The following is a 16,481-nucleotide window of genomic DNA, read 5'->3' as shown; positions in this document are numbered from 1 at the left end:
GTGCCCGGGATGATCAGCCCTGTCCGTAGTCGTTGAAGAAGCGGGCGAGCCGGTCGAGCGCCTCGCCCAGCCGCTCCTCGCTTTCGGAGCCGAAGCACATCCGCAGGTGGCCTTCGCCCGCCGGGCCGTAGAAGCTGCCCGCCTCGACGACGACATGCGCCTTTTCGAGAATGGCTTCGGCGATCTCCTGCGAGGGCTTGCCCAGCGCACTGACGTCGGGGAAGGCGTAGATGGTGCCTTCGGGCGTGGCGCAGGTGACGCCCGGCATCTGGTTGAGCGCGCGGACCATCCGGTCGCGCTGGGCGCGGTCGGCCTCCTTCATGCCCTCGACCATGGCGTCGCCGCTGCGGATCGCCTCGAGCGCGCCGTACTGGATGAAGGTGTTGACGTGAGTCACGTCGTTCATGGTGATCTTCAGCATGGCGTCGGTGATTTCGCGCGAGGCGATGGCGCAGCCCAGCCGCCAGCCGTCCATGGCATAGGCCTTGGTGAAGGCGAGCAGCGTGACCGTGCGTTCGGCCATGCCGGGAAGCGATGCGATGCTCGTGTGGCGATTGCCGTCGTAGAGGACCTTCTCGTAGACCTCGTCGGAAATCACCAGAAGATCGTGCCGGATGGCGAGGTCCGCGAGCTGTTCCAGTTCCGACCGGTCGTAGACGCGGCCCGTCGGGTTGCACGGATTGATCAGGACGATCGCCTTGGTGCGACCGGTGATCCTGGGCTCGATCAGGGCCGTGTCGATGCGAAAGCCGCTGGCCGCGTCGAGCGGCGCGCCGACCATAGTGCCGCCTGCCAGCTCCACCTTGCCGACGTGCTGGGGATAGAACGGTTCGAGGTGGATGACCTCGTCGCCCGGATCGATGGTCGCCATGATCGCGGCGAACGCGGCATGGGTGAGGCCGTTGGTGACGAGGATCTCATCGGGCGAGACGGTCATGCCGTTCTCGGCGGCGAGCTTTTCGGCAAGCGCCTCGCGCAGTTCGGGCAGCCCGCGCATGTCGGAATAGTGGACATGGCCCTGCCGCAGCGCGGCGATGGTCGCGTCCTTGATGCTCTCGGGCGTGTCATGGCAGGGGCGGCCGACCTCCAGGTGGATCAGGTCGGCGCCGCTCGCCTGGAGCGCCATCGCCTTCTCGAACATCCCGAAGCTCTTGGGCGAGGCCTCGGTGATGCGGCGGGCGAGCTTGGTCATCTGCGGATACCTTGATTGCGCGTTGGGAAAGAGAAAATGCCCCGCCAGCGATCGTTGGCCGGCGGGGGGAGGGAGTTTCAGCGTTGCGAACGGCGCAGCGGGCGCTGCCCGCCGGCGAGCGGCAGCTTGTCTTCGTCGATCAGCTTGCCGTTCTTCATGACCCAGACGATCCGCTTGGCATTGTCGATATCGACCGTGGGATCGGCGTCGAGCAGGACCATGTCGGCGAACTTGCCCGGTTCGATCGAGCCGAGCACGTCGTCCTTGCCGAGGTGCTTGGCGCCGTTGAGCGTGGCCATCACGACGATGCGCGCGGCGGGCACACCGGCGGCCTGCATCAGTTCCATCTCGCGATGGACAGCCGGACCGATGGTCTGGTCGGTGGCGATCGCGACGATGCCGCCGTCGGCATCGATCATGCGCATGTTTTCCTGGGCCACCGGAGTCATCACCTTCATCCACCAGGTCCAGCCGCGCTCCTTCCACTGCGGCGCTGTCTCCTCGCGCAGCTTGCGGATCGCCTCGGCGCTGAGCGACGCCCGATAGAGCGGCTGATCGAGGAACTCGGGATGCTCGACGAGCCTGCTGTATCCCTCGCCGATGGTCAGCGTGGTCGCGACCGGCACCTTCTTGGCGCCCAGCAGCCTGGCGAATTCCTCGGTGATCGGCCCCTGGATCACCGGGTGGGCGAGGCTGTCGATCCCGGCGAAGATCGCCTCGGTCGCGCGCAGTTCGCTCGATGTGTGCGCGGTGGTGCGCAGCCCGTGCAGATTTATCTCGTAGATGATCTGCTGCATCAGCTCGATCGGAAACTTGTCGATCATCGGCCGCGTACCCCAGCCGTGCTCGTCGTAGGTGAGCTTGACGATGTCGGGCTTCTGCTCATCGAGATAGTCGAGCAGTTTCTGCCGGTCGCGCGCCCAGTCCTCGATCTTGATCGCCATCTGCGAGCCGTGGCCGTTGGGCGAGGTCACCAGATTGCCGGTCGCGAAGATTCGCGGCGAGAGGATCTTGCCCGCCCGCTCTTCCGCGCGAAGGCCCATGATGTGCTGGGGGACGTTGCCCGCGTCGTAGACGGTGGTGACGCCCGAGTACAGATAACTCGCCAGCGCCTGGAGGCCGAGTTCGTGTGCCGCCTTGGCGTCGTAGAAGAAATCCGGCGCGGGCGCTTCGGTCTCGCCCTTCTTGCGCTCGACCCCGACCATGCGCTTGCCGTCGCCGCCGCGCGCGCCCTGAAGATGGATGTGAACGTCCATGAGACCGGGCATGAGGAACTTGCCCGAGCCGTCGACGTGGCGCCCGGAGACGGCCGGCGCGACCGCGGTCGGCGTCACGAAGGTGATGCGGCCGTCTTCCACGCCGACCGACATGCCGGTCTGCTCGGGCTGGCCGGTCCCGTCGATCAGGGTGATGTTGTCGACGATGATGTCTTCGGCGTTCGCCGCGGTGCAGATGCCGATGGCGAGCGCCAGCGTCCCCGCTCCGCGCACGAGCTTGCGTGTGAACCTGATCATTCAGAGACCTCCTTGCCGTCGCGCTTGAACACGATCCCGTCGCGCATCACGAAGTTGACGGAGAGCACGGCCTCGATCCCGTCCAGCGGGTTGGCGTCGAGCGCGATCACGTCGGCCGCGAGGCCGGGCGAAAGCTTGCCGCGGTCGGGCACGCCGCCGGCGAGCGCGGCGTTGACTGTTCCCGTCTTGAGCGCTTCCATCGGGCTCATGCCCGCTTTCACGTACTCTAGCATCTCGCGCGCGTTGGTGCCGTGCGGTGCGATGCCGTTGTCGGTGCCGAGCGCGATGGGCACGCCCATCTCGATCGCCATGCGGACCATTTTCTTCGGCTGGTCGCCCAGCTTGTAGAGCTTGGCGAGCGAGTTGGGGCGAAGGTTGCGGAACGGGCCCTGCGCGATCTTTTCCGGCGAATCGCCGACCCAGGTGATCGGCCATACCGTCGGCACCAGCCAGGTGCCGTTCTGCTTCATCAGCCTGAGGCTTTCGGCATCGGCCCACATGGCGTGCTCGATCGAATCGTAACCCGCGCGCACCGCGGCGTCGATGCCCGACTTGCCGTGCGCGTGCGTCGTCACCTTGCGGCCCATCATGTGGCCCGCCTCGACGATCGCCTTGAGCTCTTCGTCGGTGAACTGCTGTTCGGTCCCGGCATCGGAATCGTCGAGAACGCCGCCGGTGACGTGAACCTTGATCACGTCCGCGCCGAACTTGATCGCCGAGCGCACCGCCTTGCGGCATTCGTCGGCGCCGTCGCACACGCCGGGCCGGATTTCCGCTTCGAGCAGATCGCGGCGCAACCCGTGCGCGTCGGCGTGGCCGTTGGTTGGGCTTATGCCTTCGCCCGCGGCGATGATCTTGGGACCGGCGACGATGCCGTCGCGGATCGCGTCGCGCAGGCCGAACACGGTGTCCCCTTGCGATCCGAGATCGCGGACGGTGGTGAACCCGGCCATCAGCGTCGCCAGCCCGTTCCTGTAGGCGTTGAGCGACCAGTATTCCGGCGGCTCGCGCAGGCGCAGCATCGGATCGGACCGGCTGGGGCCGCCAGAGGTGAGGTGAAGGTGCATGTCCATGAAGCCGGGCATCACGAACTTGTCGCGCAGGTCGATGATTTGCGCATCGGCGGGAAGCCCGGCCGTGGCCGCGTCGACGTAGCCGGGCATCACCGCGCGAACCTTGCCGTTCTCGAGGATCACGGAGGCCTGCGTCATCGGCGCCTGTCCGGGAACGGCGAGCAGGGTTCCGGCGTGGATGATGGCGGGACCGGCCTTGCGCGCCGCCGGATGTTCGGGCTGGCCCGGAGGCAATTCGGCGACCGTCGAATCGACCGGGACGGCGAGGGCCGCGCTACTGAGCGCCGCCGCGCCCAACATCATGAGCGTACGAAGTGCATGTTTCATCGGCGCGGCCCCCTTTCGATCGAGAAGATACATATCGTTAAAATATGAAATGGAATGTTTCAAGCCCGAAGTCGGGCCGGGCGGCCCGGTCGTCCGGGCTAGCGCGCCTCGGGGCCTTGCCGCGACGCCGCGATCATGGGCTCACAGCCACTCGAAGAATTCTATCGTGTAGCCGCCCGGATCGCGAAGCTTGAATTCGATCGTGCGTCCGCCGCAGCCGACTTCCAGCCCGACTCCGGTCCCGTCGATGCCTTGCAGGAAGAGGTGGCGGTGCCAGCGCTCGAGATCGGTCGTCTCTATGGACAGGATCGCGCCCTTGTTCCCGTCTCGCGTCGCCCGCTGGCTGCCGCCGCCGTTGCCGTCGACGAGGCTGAGGTAGCTCGACGGGGTGATGCGGAAGATCGATACGAAATCGAGGTTCAGGACGTTCTCGAACCCCACTCGGTCGTACCAGCGAATCGCGCTCGCCAGGTCTTCGTAGTAGAACATCGTGTGCACGCCGCTGATCGGGCCCGCTCCGACCGGGTCATGCATGTGCGCCAGCCTCAGAAATCTTCCGCGATGTTCCTCTCGATCCGGCGCAGCACTTTCCCGAAGGTTTCGAGTTCCTCGCAGGGGAGCGTTTCAAAGGCGATGCGCTGATGCCGGATCGCGGTGGGGACGATGTCATTGAAAGTGTCCGCCCCCTTCCTCGTGATGACGACTTCGACGATCCGCGAATCTTCCGCATTGCTGTGGCGGGTGACGATGCCTTCCTGCTCGAGCTGGACGACCACGCGGCTTACCGTGGGCTGCTCCATCAGGGTGTAATCGATGATCTGCGACAAGGTCAGCCTGCCATAGGCCCGCAGCACGCTCAAGATGCGCCATTGCGAGAGGTTGACGCCGTTGGCCTTCAATCGCTTGTGGAGCCGCATGTTCAGCAGGCTCGTGACCTTGTAGAGCTTGTAGGGAATGTAGTCGTCGATCCAGTGATTGCCGGTCTCCAGGTCGTCCTCCGAACCTTCCGGGTCGGACCTCGTGTCGCTCTTGCTTGGCACGCTTTTCCCCTCCTTTGAGACCCCGACCCTTTAGACCCCGCTTGCAACATTCGCAAGTATATGCAAATGCATATGTCGCTGAAGGAGTTTCCATGACCGACGCCACCGCATCGCAAGCCCCGCCCAGCGCCGAATCGGGTGAAGTCTGGACGTCCCGGCTGGGTTTCGTCCTGGCGACCGCCGCCGCGGCGATCGGACTGGGGAGCCTTTGGCGCTTTCCCTACGTCGCGGGAATGAACGGTGGCGGCGCCTTCGTGCTCATCTACACAGCCTTCGTCGTCGCCTTGTGCATTCCGCTGATGATCGCCGAGATGGTAATGGGCAAGCGCGGGCACGGCAGCGTGGTGGCGACACTGCGGCGGCTCGTGACCGAGGAGGGCGCTTCGCCTGCGTGGCGCGTGATCGGCTGGCTGAGCGTCGCCGTGCCGTTCTTCGGTCTGAGCTACTACAGCGTCGTTGCCGGCTGGTGCGTCGACTATGCGCGCGAGGCCGTGTTCTCGGGCTTTGCCGGCACCGACGCGGACAGCTCCACGGCGCTGTTCGAGACCCTGATCGCGGGCGCGGGGCGGCAGGCGCTGATCCAGTTCGGCTTTATCTTCTTCGTGGCGATCGTCGTGGCGATCGGCGTCCAGCGCGGCATCGAGGCGATCTCGCGCATCAAGATGATCGCGCTCGCGGTCGTCCTTGTCGGACTGGTGATCTACAATGCGATCACGTTCGACATCGGCGAAACGTTCGTCTTCCTGCTGCGCCCCAACTTCGGCGCGGTGACGGGCGCGAGCGTGCTCACCGCGTTCGGTCAGGCGCTGTTCTCCACCGCGATCGGGGCGGGCGTGCTGATGACGTACAGCGCCTATCTCCCGCGCGGCGTCTCGATCGCCCAATCGGCCGGCATCGTGTCGCTCTCGGTCATCGTCGTCGCCATGTTCGCGGGGCTCGCGATCTTCCCCATCGCACTGTCGAGCGGGCTGGGGCTCGCGGAAGGGCCGAACCTGATCTTCGTGACCCTGCCCGTCGCTTTCGGCGACATGCCGGGCGGTCGCCTCGTCGCCATCGTGTTCTTCGCGCTCATCTCGCTCGGCGCCTTCACCACCGCGGTCGGCATGCTCGAGCCGGTCGTCGCCTGGTTGCGCGAACTGACCGGCTGGAGGCGCGCGCCCGTGGCGTTCGCCACCGCGCTCGCCACCTGGGTGATCGGCCTGCCCTCGCTGCTCTCGTTCGGCCCGCTGGCGGACGTCTATCCCCTGGCGATAATACCGGGTTTCGAGACCAAGACGTTCTTCGACACGCTCGATTTCGGGATCGCCGAAATGCTGCTGCCGATCAATGCCCTGCTGATCGCGCTCTTTGCCGGCTGGGCCATGAAGTCGCTCTCGCGCCCGAGCGAGGACTTCTCTGCTGCGGGGCTGGCGATCTGGCGCGCGGCCATACGCTTTCTCGTCCCCGCGGCGATCATCATCCTGCTTCTCAACTCCCTTATCAGCTGAGCCGGCCCCGGCCGTCGCAGCATTCATCATCCACCGGAGCCATGCGTGCCAACACCTTTTGACGTCGAAGCCTTTCGCGCGAATTTCCCGTCGATCCCCAAGCTCGCCTATCTCAACAGCGGGTCCTACGGCCTGCTATCCCATGGCGTCAGGGACGCTTTCGAACGCTACATGCAGGCACGCATCGCGGTCGGGGCGGACTGGGGCGGCTGGATCGGCGAGCTCGAGGCGCTGCGCACGAAGATGGCGACGCTGCTCTCGTGCGACAGCGACGAGATCGCGATCACCGGCTCGGCCTCTTCGGGCCTGAATTCGCTCGCCGGTGCGCTCGATTTCCGGGGCGCGCGCAACAAGGTCGTGGTCTCGAACTTCGAATTTCCGACGAGCGCGCAGATATGGCATGCGCAGGAAAGGGTCGGCGCGCGCGTCGTCCATGTGCGGGAGGGTCGCGAAGCGGTCATCCCGCTCGCGCACTTCGAGGAAGCCATCGACGACGAGACCGCGATCGTCGCGATATCGCAGGTCTGCTATCGCCACGGCGGACGGATTCCCGACGACGAGATCCGCGCGATCGCGGCCATGGCGCATCGTCACGGCGCCTTGCTCGTGCTCGATACCTACCAGATCGTCGGCTCGGCGCCGATCAGCCCCCGCGAGCTCGACGTCGACGTGTGCATCGGCGGAATGCTGAAGTATCTGCTCGGAACCGCGGGCATCGGCTTCATGTACGTGCGCAAGGACCTGATCGAGACGCTGGTGCCGCGCGCGACGGGCTGGTTCGCCCAGACCGATGTCGATGCCATGGACATCTTCAAGAGCGATCCGAGCCCGACGGCCCGGCGCTTCGAAGCGGGGACGCCGCCGGTCGCGCCGTGCATCGCGTCGTCCGCCGGGCTCTCGCTGCTGCTCGACGCGGGCATCGAGGCTATTTCCGGCCAGGTCGCGACGATGACGCGCCACGCCATGGAGGCCTTGAAGGAGGCCGGAATCCCGTTCTGCAATCCCGACGCGGACGAGCGTCGCGGCCCGCTGGTTTCGATCCCCTCGCTCGACGACAATGCGCTGGTGAACCGGCTGGCCGAACGCGACATCATCACCTCGTGCCGGGACGGCAAGTTGCGCGCGGGCTTCCACGCCTACAACGATGAAGGCGACGTGGCGCGGTTCATCGAGGCGCTGCAGGCGCATCGCGACCTGCTCGACCTCGTGCCGGACAAGAAGGACCCGCAGTTCTGACGGGCGGCAGAGTCCGGACCGGACGTGCTCCGGCCCGGGCTCGGGTCAGTAATTGATGCCGGGGTTGGTTCCGGGATGGATGAACCCGACGACGTCCATCCCTTCCGCGCAGGTGCATTCGAGCGAATGCAGCACCTTGCGGGGAAAGAAGATCACGTCGCCCGCGCCGACCCGCGCGCGGCGCGTCTGGTTCCAGATCGTACCTTCGCCCGAGACGATGATGAGCGCTTCTTCGTACAAGTGGCGATGCATCTCGGCCTTCGAGCGCGGGATATGGCCGATGAACTGCGCCGAGTTCGCCAGGCCCTGCGCGTCGTCCATGAGGACCTGGAAGTAGCGCGGCCCCATCGCGACGCGCGCGGCCTCGTCGATCAGGCCGAGCCGTTCGCCGCCCGCGTCGGCCGCTTGCGTCGGGCCGTCCGTGACGATCCGCAACTGGCCGACCGCCGGGCACACCGAAATGTAGGCGACGATGTTCCGGCCGGTGAAGGCGAAGGTCTCGCCCGCGAGGATATGGAGGCCGCCCGCTTGCGGCAGGTCGATCGACGCGCCGTCCACCGTTGCCGTGCCCGGGCCCGACGCGATCCACACGACGACGTCGCCGTCGGCCTGGAGCGCGGGCGAGGTTCCCTCGTCCAGCTCGATCAGGAACTGCGACTGGTGGGTCGCGCCGAGCCCGGTGGTGACGAGGTCGCGGATGCGGAACCGGTCCGTCGCGTGGCTGGGCGGCACGAGCCGAGGCGAGACGACGTAGCACTCGCCGTCGAGGTGCGCGAAGCCTTGCGCATCGGGCTGGACGAACGCGGGCGGCTCGCCGACCGTGTGCTCCACCGCATCGGTGTAGCCGCCCTTCAGGTTGCTGTGGGTGCCATCGCAGAACGGCGGCGTCGCGGTCTGTTTGCATTCGCAGAACAGCACTTCCTCGTCCGTCCGCGCGCGATAGCGGATCGGTCTGATCCCCGTGGGTACGTGCGAATTTCCGTCGCAGAACGGCGGCGTCGCGGATCGACCGCAAGCGCACCACAGGCATGTCTGACCGGCCTTCAACTCGCAATAGGCGGGCTTCAGATTTGCGATTTCAGGCTGCTGTTCGGACATGCTTCTACACTCCGGAAGATCGGATTACATGTATTTGCATATATGTTTGAATGCAAGCGCTCGAGCGAGCCTCAGGACCCCGTCGCGCGATCGAGGGCCGGGGCGCGGGCCTCCACCACTTCGGGCAGCGATGCGTCCTCGCCCGAAAGCGCCAGTTCACGCAGTTGTCGGATATCGGCGGGCGAGAGCGGCGCCTGGCGATGCAGGGCGACGATGCGATTGAAGTTCCCCAGCCCGCGCTCGAAGGTATCGCCGTATCCCTTGATGAGCCGTTGGCAGAGCACCAATTCCAGCGCGAGCGCCCGGTCGCCGCTCGAAGCGGCATCGCGGACCAGTTCGAGCCAGCTTTCGATCCGCGCCTGCTCCTCGATGTATCGCAGCGACCGTCGGCGCAATGCGCGCATCGCCGCGACGGCGCGCAGCATCAGGAACCAGCGCAAGCTCGTGGTTTCGACATGGCGGCCCTTCGCGAAGGCCTTGCCGAGCAGGCGCGACAACGTCTCGCTGCCCAGTATCCCGCGGCCCAGCGAGGCCGGCAACATCTCGCAGATCTCCTGGAGGCGGGGATGCATGAACTCGGTGACGGTCAGGATCTGGTCGTCCTGCATCTTCACTTCGCCGCGCACGCGCGCCAGACGGCTGCCCCGGGTCTTGAGATCGGCGACGCGAACCGTGTCCTCGTAGCTCATCCACAAGGCGAGATGGCGCGCCGCTTCGCTGGTCAGCGAGTACGGCGCTCCATCAAGCGCGGCAAGCGCCTCCAGCCTGTCGAGATAGAGCCGGGCATAATCGGCATCCTGCCAGTCCATGAGCCGGGCGACGCCGTGCAGCGCATGGGCCCGCGCCGCTTCGGGCAGGATCGCCGCAATCCGCGCCGCCAGCGCGCGGCCCTGCTCGCTCGTCGGCTGCGGCACGGGCGCCGGCTCCTCCTCGGGAAGCGCCACCGGCCTGCGCGCCTGCGCGAAGCCTTCGTCGAAGCCGCGGAAGTTGCTCGCCACCGCGATCCCGCTTTCCTCGATCGCGGCACGGAAGGCTTCGGTCGGCAGCGGCAGCGCGTCGCTCCCGGCGAGCGCGCCGAACAGGATCGCGCTGATGACCGAGCCCGATCGCTCGGTCGCCGCTTCCATGTCGAAGCCTATGAACTTGCGCGAGCGCTGGTGCGCGGCCTCGATGATGCGATCGCCGTTGCCGCGCCCGTCGCCCATCGAAGCCTTCTCGCCGATCGCGTAGATGCGGTGAGTGGACCCGATCAGCGTGGTTCGCCCGGCGGTGGAAAAGCCGCGCAGCAGCGCGCGCCCCGTCTCCATCAGTTCGGACGCCATGACGACGTCGACGTCGCCGGGGATCGGCATTTGCGCCATGACCGGCAATTGCCCGGCAACGCCGGGGCGGGTCAGCTCGACGTAGTAGACCGTCGAGCCGGTGCGCTGCGCGACGCCCGCCACCGAGGTGCCTTGCGCCAGCCAGCCTTCACGCCGCGCCGAGACCTGAATCCAGTCGGCCAGCACGCCGCCGCCCTGGCCGCCGAGCGCCAGGATCGCGATGGTGTAGCGGTCCTTCGGGCTGTTCATCGTGCGTCTCCAGGCTCGCCGATCAGAACGCGCGCGCGAGGCGGCGGCGCTGCGCGCGGCTCTGCAGGAAGCCGATCAGCGACTGCCTGATCTTCTCGCCCAGCCGCTCCAGCCAGGTGGGGTGGGCGACGATCCGCGCGCGATAGAAGCTGGGGCACAGCACCGCCGCGTGGCTCACTTCGCCGCACAGGCCGCAGCCGACGCACGAATTCTCGACATGCGCGACGGGGTCCCGCCGCAAGGGATCGGGATTGGGCTTGATCGTCAGCGACGGGCAGCCCGAAAGCCGGATGCAGCTATGATCGCCGGTGCAGGTATCGGAATCGACCCCGAACCGCTCGCGCACGACGCGTTCGCCCGCCTTGAGCGCGGCCGCCTTCTGCTTCTTCTCGCGGCGCTGGCGATTGAGCATGCATTCGGACTGCGCGACGATGATCTTCGGACCCTTCTCGGGGCTCGTCAGCGCCTCGCGCAGCGTGTCGCGCATACGGGCGACGTCGTAGGTGCGGGTCAGCTCGCGCACCCAGGTCGCGCCGACGCCCCGCACCGCGCGCGCGATCGGATTCTTGGTGACGCGCTGCTTGTTCTCCGCGCGCGAGGAGGGGATATCCTGCCCGCCGGTCGCCGCCGAATAGCCGTTGTCGATGATGATGGTGACGGTGTCGTCCTTGTTGAACACCGCGTTGCCGACGCCCGAGGTCAGGCCGTTGTGCCAGAACCCGCCGTCGCCCATGATCGCGATCGCGCGCTTGTCCTTGGGCTTGAAGGCGGAGGCGCCCGCGCTGCCCAGGCCATAGCCCATCGTCGTGTTGCCGATGTTGAAGGGCGGCAGGATCGAGAACAGATGGCAGCCGATATCGGCGGACACGTGGCTCGGGCCCAGTTCGCGCTCCACCAGCTTCATCGCGGTGAAGATCGGCCGCTCGGGGCAGCCGGTGCAGAAACCGGCCGGCCGTGCCGGAATCTGCGACGCGGCAGGTTCCGGCAACGGCGCGACCGTCACAGCCTCGGGTGCGACCCTCGGGGCTTCGTTGTGAAGGAATTCGGCCAGGCCTTCGCGGATGACCTGACCCGAATATTCGCCCGCTCGGGGCAACACGCCCTTGCCGACGATGCGCGTGTCGAGGCCCGCGCGGCGAACCAGCGTGTTCAACTCGTGCTCGATGAATTCGGGCTGGCCTTCCTCGAGAACGAGCACCGCGTGCTTGCCCCGGCAGAACCCGGCCACTTCCTCGGGCACGAGCGGATAGGTCACGTTGAGGCAGTAGATCGGCAGCTTGCTGTCGCCGAAGGCATCGGCGAGGCTGAGCAGTTCCATCGCGCGCGACAGGTTGTTGTAGAGCCCGCCCTGCACGATGATGCCCAAGCCCTCGGCCTGCTCGGGGCCGAACCACTCGTTGAGCCGGTTCTCGCGGATATAGGCCTGCGCCGCGGGCCAGCGCTTCTCGATCTTCTCGACTTCGTGGAGGAAGTTGGCGGGCGGCAGCACGATCCGGGCGGTGTCGCGCACGGGCGCGGCGGCGGCCTCGGCCACGGTCATGGCGGGGCGCTTGTTGTCCCTGGCGACGAACGAGCCGGTCATGTGGCACGAGCGCACGCGCATCTCGAGCATGACAGGCGTGTTCGAAGCCTCGGAAAGACGGAACGCCTGTTCGACCGAATCGACGATCGAGGGCAGGTTGGGGCGCGGATCGTAGAGCCACATCTGCGATTTCATCGCGAAGGCGTGGGTGCGCTCCTGCATGATCGACGAGCCTTCGCCGTAGTCCTCGCCGACGATGATCAGCGCGCCGCCGGTGACGCCGCCCGAGGCGACGTTGGACAAGGCGTCGGACGCGACATTGGTGCCGACCACGGACTTCCACGTCACGGCGCCGCGCAGCGGATAGTTGACCGATGCCGCCAGCATCGCCGCCGCGCTCGCTTCGGAGGCGCTGGTCTCGAAGTGGACGCCCAGGCTTTCGAGCAGGTCGCTGGCATCGGCGAAGACGTCCATCAAGTGGCTGATCGGCGAGCCCTGATAACCGCCGACGTAGGCGACGCCTGACTGGAGCAGCGCCTTGGTCACGGCAAGGATGCCCTCGCCGGTGAAGACGTCGCCCTCGCCGGCGGTGAGCTTCCTGACCTCGGACTTGAAGGAGCGTTCCGCCATCTTGCGCTCAGGCTCCGACGAAGGCCAGCACGCGCATCGGGCTGCCCGAGCCGTCGCGGATCTTGAGCGGGGCGGCGACCACGATCGCGCCCGTCGGCGGCAGCTTGTCGAGGTTTTCGAGGCACTGGAGGCCATACTTGCCCGCGCCGTGGAGCAGGGTGTGCGCCGGGTAGGCCGGTTCGAGCAGGTGCGCCTGTCCCGGGTCGGTGCCGATCGTCTCGACGCCGAAGCCGAGCACGTCGCGCTCCTTGATCATGAACTCGATCGCGCTGGTGTTCGGACCCGGCGTGTGCGCGCCGTCCTCGCGGCGGTTGGTATAGGCGTCGCCCTCGCGCTTCGACCAGTCGCTGCGCATCAGCAGCCAGGACCCGGCGGGAATCTCGCCGTGCTCGGCTTCCCATTCGCGGATATGGCTTTCCTCCAACAGGAAGTCGGCATCCTCGGCGCACTGCGCGGACACGTCGATCACGCAGGCGGGCGCGACCAGCTTCGCGGGCGGCACCTTGTCGACGGTGTTGTCGGGAACGTCCTTGCCCGACACCCAGTGGATCGGCGCATCGAAATGCGTGCCGGTGTGCTCGCCGACGGTGAAGTTGTGCCAGTGCCAGGCGACGCCGCGCTCGTCGTAGCGCGATATCTCCTCGCGCGAAAACGGGGCGGTCTGGCCGAACTGTTCGGGCAGAACCAGCAGCGGCGTGTCTTCGGAGAGTTCCTGCGTCAGATCAACGACAGTGATGCCGCCGCTCGCGAGACCTTGCGCGAAGTCTTGGAGAATCTGGGTGGTGGACATGCGATCTCCTCTGGACCAAGAGGGCAAAGTGTACCCAAAGAAGTTGCATATGCAACAAAAAATGGAGTTCGAGGGGATAGCATGGCGAGCAGTGAGGATTTGCGGCCCTACGGCAACCCGGGATCGGACGCGTTTCGGCTCGAAGCCTATCCGTTCTATCTGCTGAATCGGGTCGCCAACCGCTACAATCTGGCGATCGAGGCGGAACTGCGTAAGATCGGGATCGACATCCCGACCTGGCGCGTGCTGATGATCCTCGGCGAGCGCCAGCCGCTCGCCATCGGCCAGATCGCGAAGTCGGCGGTGATCAACCTCTCGACGACGATGCGCATCATCGAACGCATGAGCGACGCGGGCCTCGTGACGACCGCGCCGAGCGCGCAGGACGGCCGCGTCACCGAGGTGAGCCTGACCGCGAAGGGCGAGGACACGCTGGCGGAGGCACGGCAGGTAACCGCTCCGCTCTACGAAAAGATCATTCGCGGGTTTTCGGCACGCGATTTCGCGCGTACGCTCGAACTCCTCAATCGCCTTTACGACAACCTGGTCTGACGACGCGGACGCGCGCGCGTCCGCGAAGCCCCCGTCCGGCGTGCGACGGAGGGCCAAACCACTTGCATATGCAATCAATATAATTTAGGTCTAAACTAAATTAGGAGATTGCAGATGCGGATCGCATGTCTCGGCGGCGGCCCCGCCGGCCTCTATTTCGGCATATCGATGAAGCTGCGCGATCCGTTGCACGACGTGCATGTGTTCGAGCGCAATCGCGCGGGCGACACGTTCGGCTGGGGCGTGGTCTTCTCTGACCAGACGCTGGGCAATCTCGTCGCCAACGATTCCGTCAGCGCCGCGACCATTCGGGAAAGCTTCGCCTACTGGGACGACATCGATGTCGCGGTCGGCGGCGAGACGATCAACTCGTCCGGGCACGGCTTTATCGGCATCGGCCGCAGGCGCCTGCTGCAGATCCTCCAGGCGCGCGCCGCCGAGCTGGGCGTGGTCATGCATTTCGAGCGCGAGTTCGACGCCGATCTCGCCGCCTTCGCCGATTTCGACCTGATCGTCGCCGCCGACGGCATCAACAGCAAGGTGCGCACCGCCCATGCCGACAAGTTCGACGTCGATATCGAGGTGCGGCGCAACAAGTTCTGCTGGCTCGGCACCACCCGCCTGTTCGACGCCTTCGCCTTCCTGTTCGACAAGACCGAGGCGGGCTGGATCTGGGCCCACGCCTATCGCTTCGACGAGACGCACTCGACCTTCATCGTCGAATGCTCGCCCGAAACCTGGGAAGGCCTGGGGTTCGACACGATGGATCAGGCCGAATCGATCGCCTTGTGCGAGAAGATCTTCGCGCGCCATCTCGACGGGCATCCGCTCATCACCAACGCCACCCACTTGCGCGGATCGGCGGCGTGGATCAACTTTCGCCGCGTGATCTGTCACCAGTGGTCGTTCGACAACGTCGTGCTGCTGGGCGACGCGGCGCACACCGCGCACTTCTCGATCGGATCGGGCACCAAGCTCGCGCTCGAAGATGCGATCAAGCTCGCCGAAGTGCTCGACCGGCCCGGGCTCGACGACCAGTCCGCGTTGCGCGACGTGCTGGCCGAATACCAGCGCGAACGCCACGTCGAGGTGCTCAAGATCCAGAACAGCGCGCGCAATTCGACCGAATGGTTCGAGACGCTCGACCGCTACATGGGCTTCGACCTGCCGCAGTTCGCCTATTCGCTGATGACGCGGTCGCAGCGGGTGAGCCACGAAAACCTGCGCCTGCGCGACCGTGCCTGGCTCGAGGGGCTCGAGCGCTGGTTCTGGAAGGGCAATGCGCAGCGCAACGTGCCGGTGCAGCCCGTCTTCACGCCCTTTGAACTGCGCGGCCTCACGCTGGCGAACCGCGTGGTCATGCCCGCCATGCTGACCTACTCGGCCGACGGGCAGGGGCGTATCGGCGAATTCCATCGTGTGCACTACGGCGCGCGGGCGCTCGGCGGCGCGGGGCTCATCATCAGCGAGATGCTCGCGGTGGCGCCCGAGGGGCGCGCGACGGCCGCCTGTCCGGGGCTGTGGAACGACGAACAGGCGCAAGGGTGGCGCGAGATCAACCGCTTCGTTCACGCCCATTCGGCGACGAAGACCTGCGCCCAGATCGGCCATGCTGGCGCCAAGGCATCGTGCGTGGTGCCCGATGGTCCGGAGAGCTTCGACGTTCCCGCCGACGATCCCTGGCCGATCGTTTCGGCGAGCGCCAGGCCCTGGCGCGAGGGCGGGCTGGTGCCGCGGGCATTGGCGGTGGATGCCATGCCCGACGTCGTCTCCGCCTTCGTCGCCGCGGCGCGCAGGGCCGATGCCGCGGGTTTCGACATGCTCGAGATCCAGGCGGGCCACGGCACGCTCTTGTCGAGTTTCATCACGCCGGTGATGAACGCGCGCGACGACGAATTCGGCGGCGATCTCGAAGGCCGCATGCGCTTCCCGCTCATGGTCGTCGACGCGGTTCGCGCCGCCTGGCCGCAGGACAAGCCGCTGGCCGTGCGGATATCGGCCAACGACTGGGTCGGCGAGGCCGGCGTCACGCCGGGCGAAGCGGTCGAGATCGCCCGCATCCTCAAGGCCCACGCGGTCGATCTGATCGACGTTTCGGCGGGCGAGACGAGCCCGGACGCAAGGCCCGTTTACGGCCGCATGTTCCAGACCCCGTTCGCCGACCGGATCCGCAACGAGGCCGGCGTGCCGACGCTGGCGGTGGGCAACATCGTCGATGCCGACCAGATCAACTCGATCCTGACGGCCGGACGGGCCGATCTCGTCGCCATGGGACGGCCTCACCTGTTCGATCCGCACTGGACGTTGCGGGCGGCGGCGGCGGCCGGATATGATGAGCAGTTCGTGCCCGGACCCTATGTCGCGGGGCAGGTGCAGGCGTCGCGCGCGGCCAGGACCGGCATGGAGAATGCCCGGGCCTGACCGGCCCTGCGGGATGTCGCCTCGACTT

13 protein-coding genes are annotated in these 16,481 nt (G+C 66.6%); 4 read left to right on the top strand and 9 right to left on the bottom strand.

What is annotated here, in order from left to right:
- Positions 1-13: 13 nt before the first annotated feature.
- The 5 genes from B2G71_RS09640 to B2G71_RS09620 form a co-directional block, all read right to left on the bottom strand.
- Positions 14-1,192, bottom strand: coding sequence for a pyridoxal phosphate-dependent aminotransferase (locus B2G71_RS09640; protein WP_098105540.1), 1,179 nt, complete (start codon positions 1,190-1,192; stop codon positions 14-16).
- 77 nt (positions 1,193-1,269) lie between these two features.
- Positions 1,270-2,706 (bottom strand): amidohydrolase family protein, encoded by a 1,437-nt coding sequence (locus B2G71_RS09635; protein WP_098105539.1) that lies wholly within the window; start codon positions 2,704-2,706, stop codon positions 1,270-1,272.
- Complete coding sequence (locus B2G71_RS09630; protein ID WP_168176319.1) at positions 2,703-4,106, bottom strand: amidohydrolase family protein; 1,404 nt, start codon at positions 4,104-4,106, stop codon at positions 2,703-2,705. The genes B2G71_RS09635 and B2G71_RS09630 overlap by 4 nt, the downstream gene beginning before the upstream one ends.
- A gap of 141 nt (positions 4,107-4,247) precedes the next feature.
- Positions 4,248-4,640, bottom strand: coding sequence for a VOC family protein (locus B2G71_RS09625; RefSeq protein WP_098105537.1), 393 nt, complete (start codon positions 4,638-4,640; stop codon positions 4,248-4,250).
- A gap of 11 nt (positions 4,641-4,651) precedes the next feature.
- Positions 4,652-5,146 (bottom strand): MarR family winged helix-turn-helix transcriptional regulator, encoded by a 495-nt coding sequence (locus B2G71_RS09620; RefSeq protein ID WP_098105536.1) that lies wholly within the window; start codon positions 5,144-5,146, stop codon positions 4,652-4,654.
- Positions 5,147-5,238: 92 nt separating this feature from the next.
- Between B2G71_RS09620 and B2G71_RS09615 the strand changes: the two genes are divergently transcribed.
- On the top strand, positions 5,239-6,633 hold the full coding sequence (locus B2G71_RS09615) for a sodium-dependent transporter (RefSeq protein ID WP_098105535.1): 1,395 nt from the start codon (positions 5,239-5,241) through the stop codon (positions 6,631-6,633).
- A gap of 45 nt (positions 6,634-6,678) precedes the next feature.
- Positions 6,679-7,869, top strand: a complete 1,191-nt coding sequence (locus B2G71_RS09610; RefSeq protein ID WP_098105534.1) for an aminotransferase class V-fold PLP-dependent enzyme — start codon at positions 6,679-6,681, stop codon at positions 7,867-7,869.
- 45 nt (positions 7,870-7,914) lie between these two features.
- Here B2G71_RS09610 and B2G71_RS09605 read toward each other — a convergent pair whose 3' ends face one another.
- The 4 genes from B2G71_RS09605 to B2G71_RS09590 form a co-directional block, all read right to left on the bottom strand.
- A complete protein-coding gene (locus B2G71_RS09605) occupies positions 7,915-8,967 on the bottom strand; it encodes a cupin domain-containing protein (RefSeq protein WP_098105533.1) in 1,053 nt (350 codons plus the stop codon).
- Between the two features lie 71 nt (positions 8,968-9,038).
- Positions 9,039-10,538 carry an indolepyruvate oxidoreductase subunit beta family protein gene (locus B2G71_RS09600; protein ID WP_098105532.1) on the bottom strand — a complete coding sequence of 500 codons (1,500 nt, stop codon included), beginning with the start codon at positions 10,536-10,538 and terminating at the stop codon, positions 9,039-9,041.
- A 22-nt stretch (positions 10,539-10,560) separates the two neighbouring features.
- Complete coding sequence (locus B2G71_RS09595) at positions 10,561-12,690, bottom strand: indolepyruvate ferredoxin oxidoreductase subunit alpha (protein WP_098105531.1); 2,130 nt, start codon at positions 12,688-12,690, stop codon at positions 10,561-10,563.
- Between the two features lie 7 nt (positions 12,691-12,697).
- Complete coding sequence (locus tag B2G71_RS09590; RefSeq protein ID WP_098105530.1) at positions 12,698-13,480, bottom strand: cyclase family protein; 783 nt, start codon at positions 13,478-13,480, stop codon at positions 12,698-12,700.
- A gap of 81 nt (positions 13,481-13,561) precedes the next feature.
- On the opposite strand from B2G71_RS09590, the gene B2G71_RS09585 reads away from it, so the two are divergent.
- Together B2G71_RS09585 and B2G71_RS09580 are read left to right on the top strand one after the other, a co-directional pair.
- Positions 13,562-14,032: a MarR family transcriptional regulator gene (locus B2G71_RS09585; RefSeq protein ID WP_098105529.1), complete on the top strand. Its 471-nt coding sequence runs from the start codon at positions 13,562-13,564 to the stop codon at positions 14,030-14,032.
- Positions 14,033-14,146: 114 nt separating this feature from the next.
- The gene (locus tag B2G71_RS09580; protein ID WP_098105528.1) at positions 14,147-16,453 is read left to right on the top strand and encodes a bifunctional salicylyl-CoA 5-hydroxylase/oxidoreductase; all 2,307 of its coding nucleotides are present in this window, start codon (positions 14,147-14,149) and stop codon (positions 16,451-16,453) included.
- Positions 16,454-16,481: the final 28 nt, after the last annotated feature.

The organism is Novosphingobium sp. PC22D, from assembly GCF_002556635.1.
In the GTDB taxonomy this organism is placed as follows: domain Bacteria; phylum Pseudomonadota; class Alphaproteobacteria; order Sphingomonadales; family Sphingomonadaceae; genus Novosphingobium.
Note: the sequence above shows the minus strand (reverse complement) of the source record. Positions and strands in the feature narration are given on the sequence as shown.

Excerpts from the sequence above, each read along its gene's own strand:
- B2G71_RS09640 (WP_098105540.1), bottom strand. The coding sequence starts at position 1,192 with ATGACCAAGCTCGCCCGCCGCATCACCGAGGCCTCGCCCAAGAGCTTC.
- B2G71_RS09635 (WP_098105539.1), bottom strand. The coding sequence starts at position 2,706 with ATGATCAGGTTCACACGCAAGCTCGTGCGCGGAGCGGGGACGCTGGCG.
- B2G71_RS09630 (WP_168176319.1), bottom strand. The coding sequence starts at position 4,106 with ATGAAACATGCACTTCGTACGCTCATGATGTTGGGCGCGGCGGCGCTC.
- B2G71_RS09625 (WP_098105537.1), bottom strand. The coding sequence starts at position 4,640 with ATGCATGACCCGGTCGGAGCGGGCCCGATCAGCGGCGTGCACACGATG.
- B2G71_RS09615 (WP_098105535.1), top strand. The coding sequence starts at position 5,239 with ATGACCGACGCCACCGCATCGCAAGCCCCGCCCAGCGCCGAATCGGGT.
- B2G71_RS09605 (WP_098105533.1), bottom strand. The coding sequence starts at position 8,967 with ATGTCCGAACAGCAGCCTGAAATCGCAAATCTGAAGCCCGCCTATTGC.
- B2G71_RS09600 (WP_098105532.1), bottom strand. The coding sequence starts at position 10,538 with ATGAACAGCCCGAAGGACCGCTACACCATCGCGATCCTGGCGCTCGGC.
- B2G71_RS09595 (WP_098105531.1), bottom strand. The coding sequence starts at position 12,690 with ATGGCGGAACGCTCCTTCAAGTCCGAGGTCAGGAAGCTCACCGCCGGC.
- B2G71_RS09590 (WP_098105530.1), bottom strand. The coding sequence starts at position 13,480 with ATGTCCACCACCCAGATTCTCCAAGACTTCGCGCAAGGTCTCGCGAGC.
- B2G71_RS09585 (WP_098105529.1), top strand. The coding sequence starts at position 13,562 with ATGGCGAGCAGTGAGGATTTGCGGCCCTACGGCAACCCGGGATCGGAC.
- B2G71_RS09580 (WP_098105528.1), top strand. The coding sequence starts at position 14,147 with ATGCGGATCGCATGTCTCGGCGGCGGCCCCGCCGGCCTCTATTTCGGC.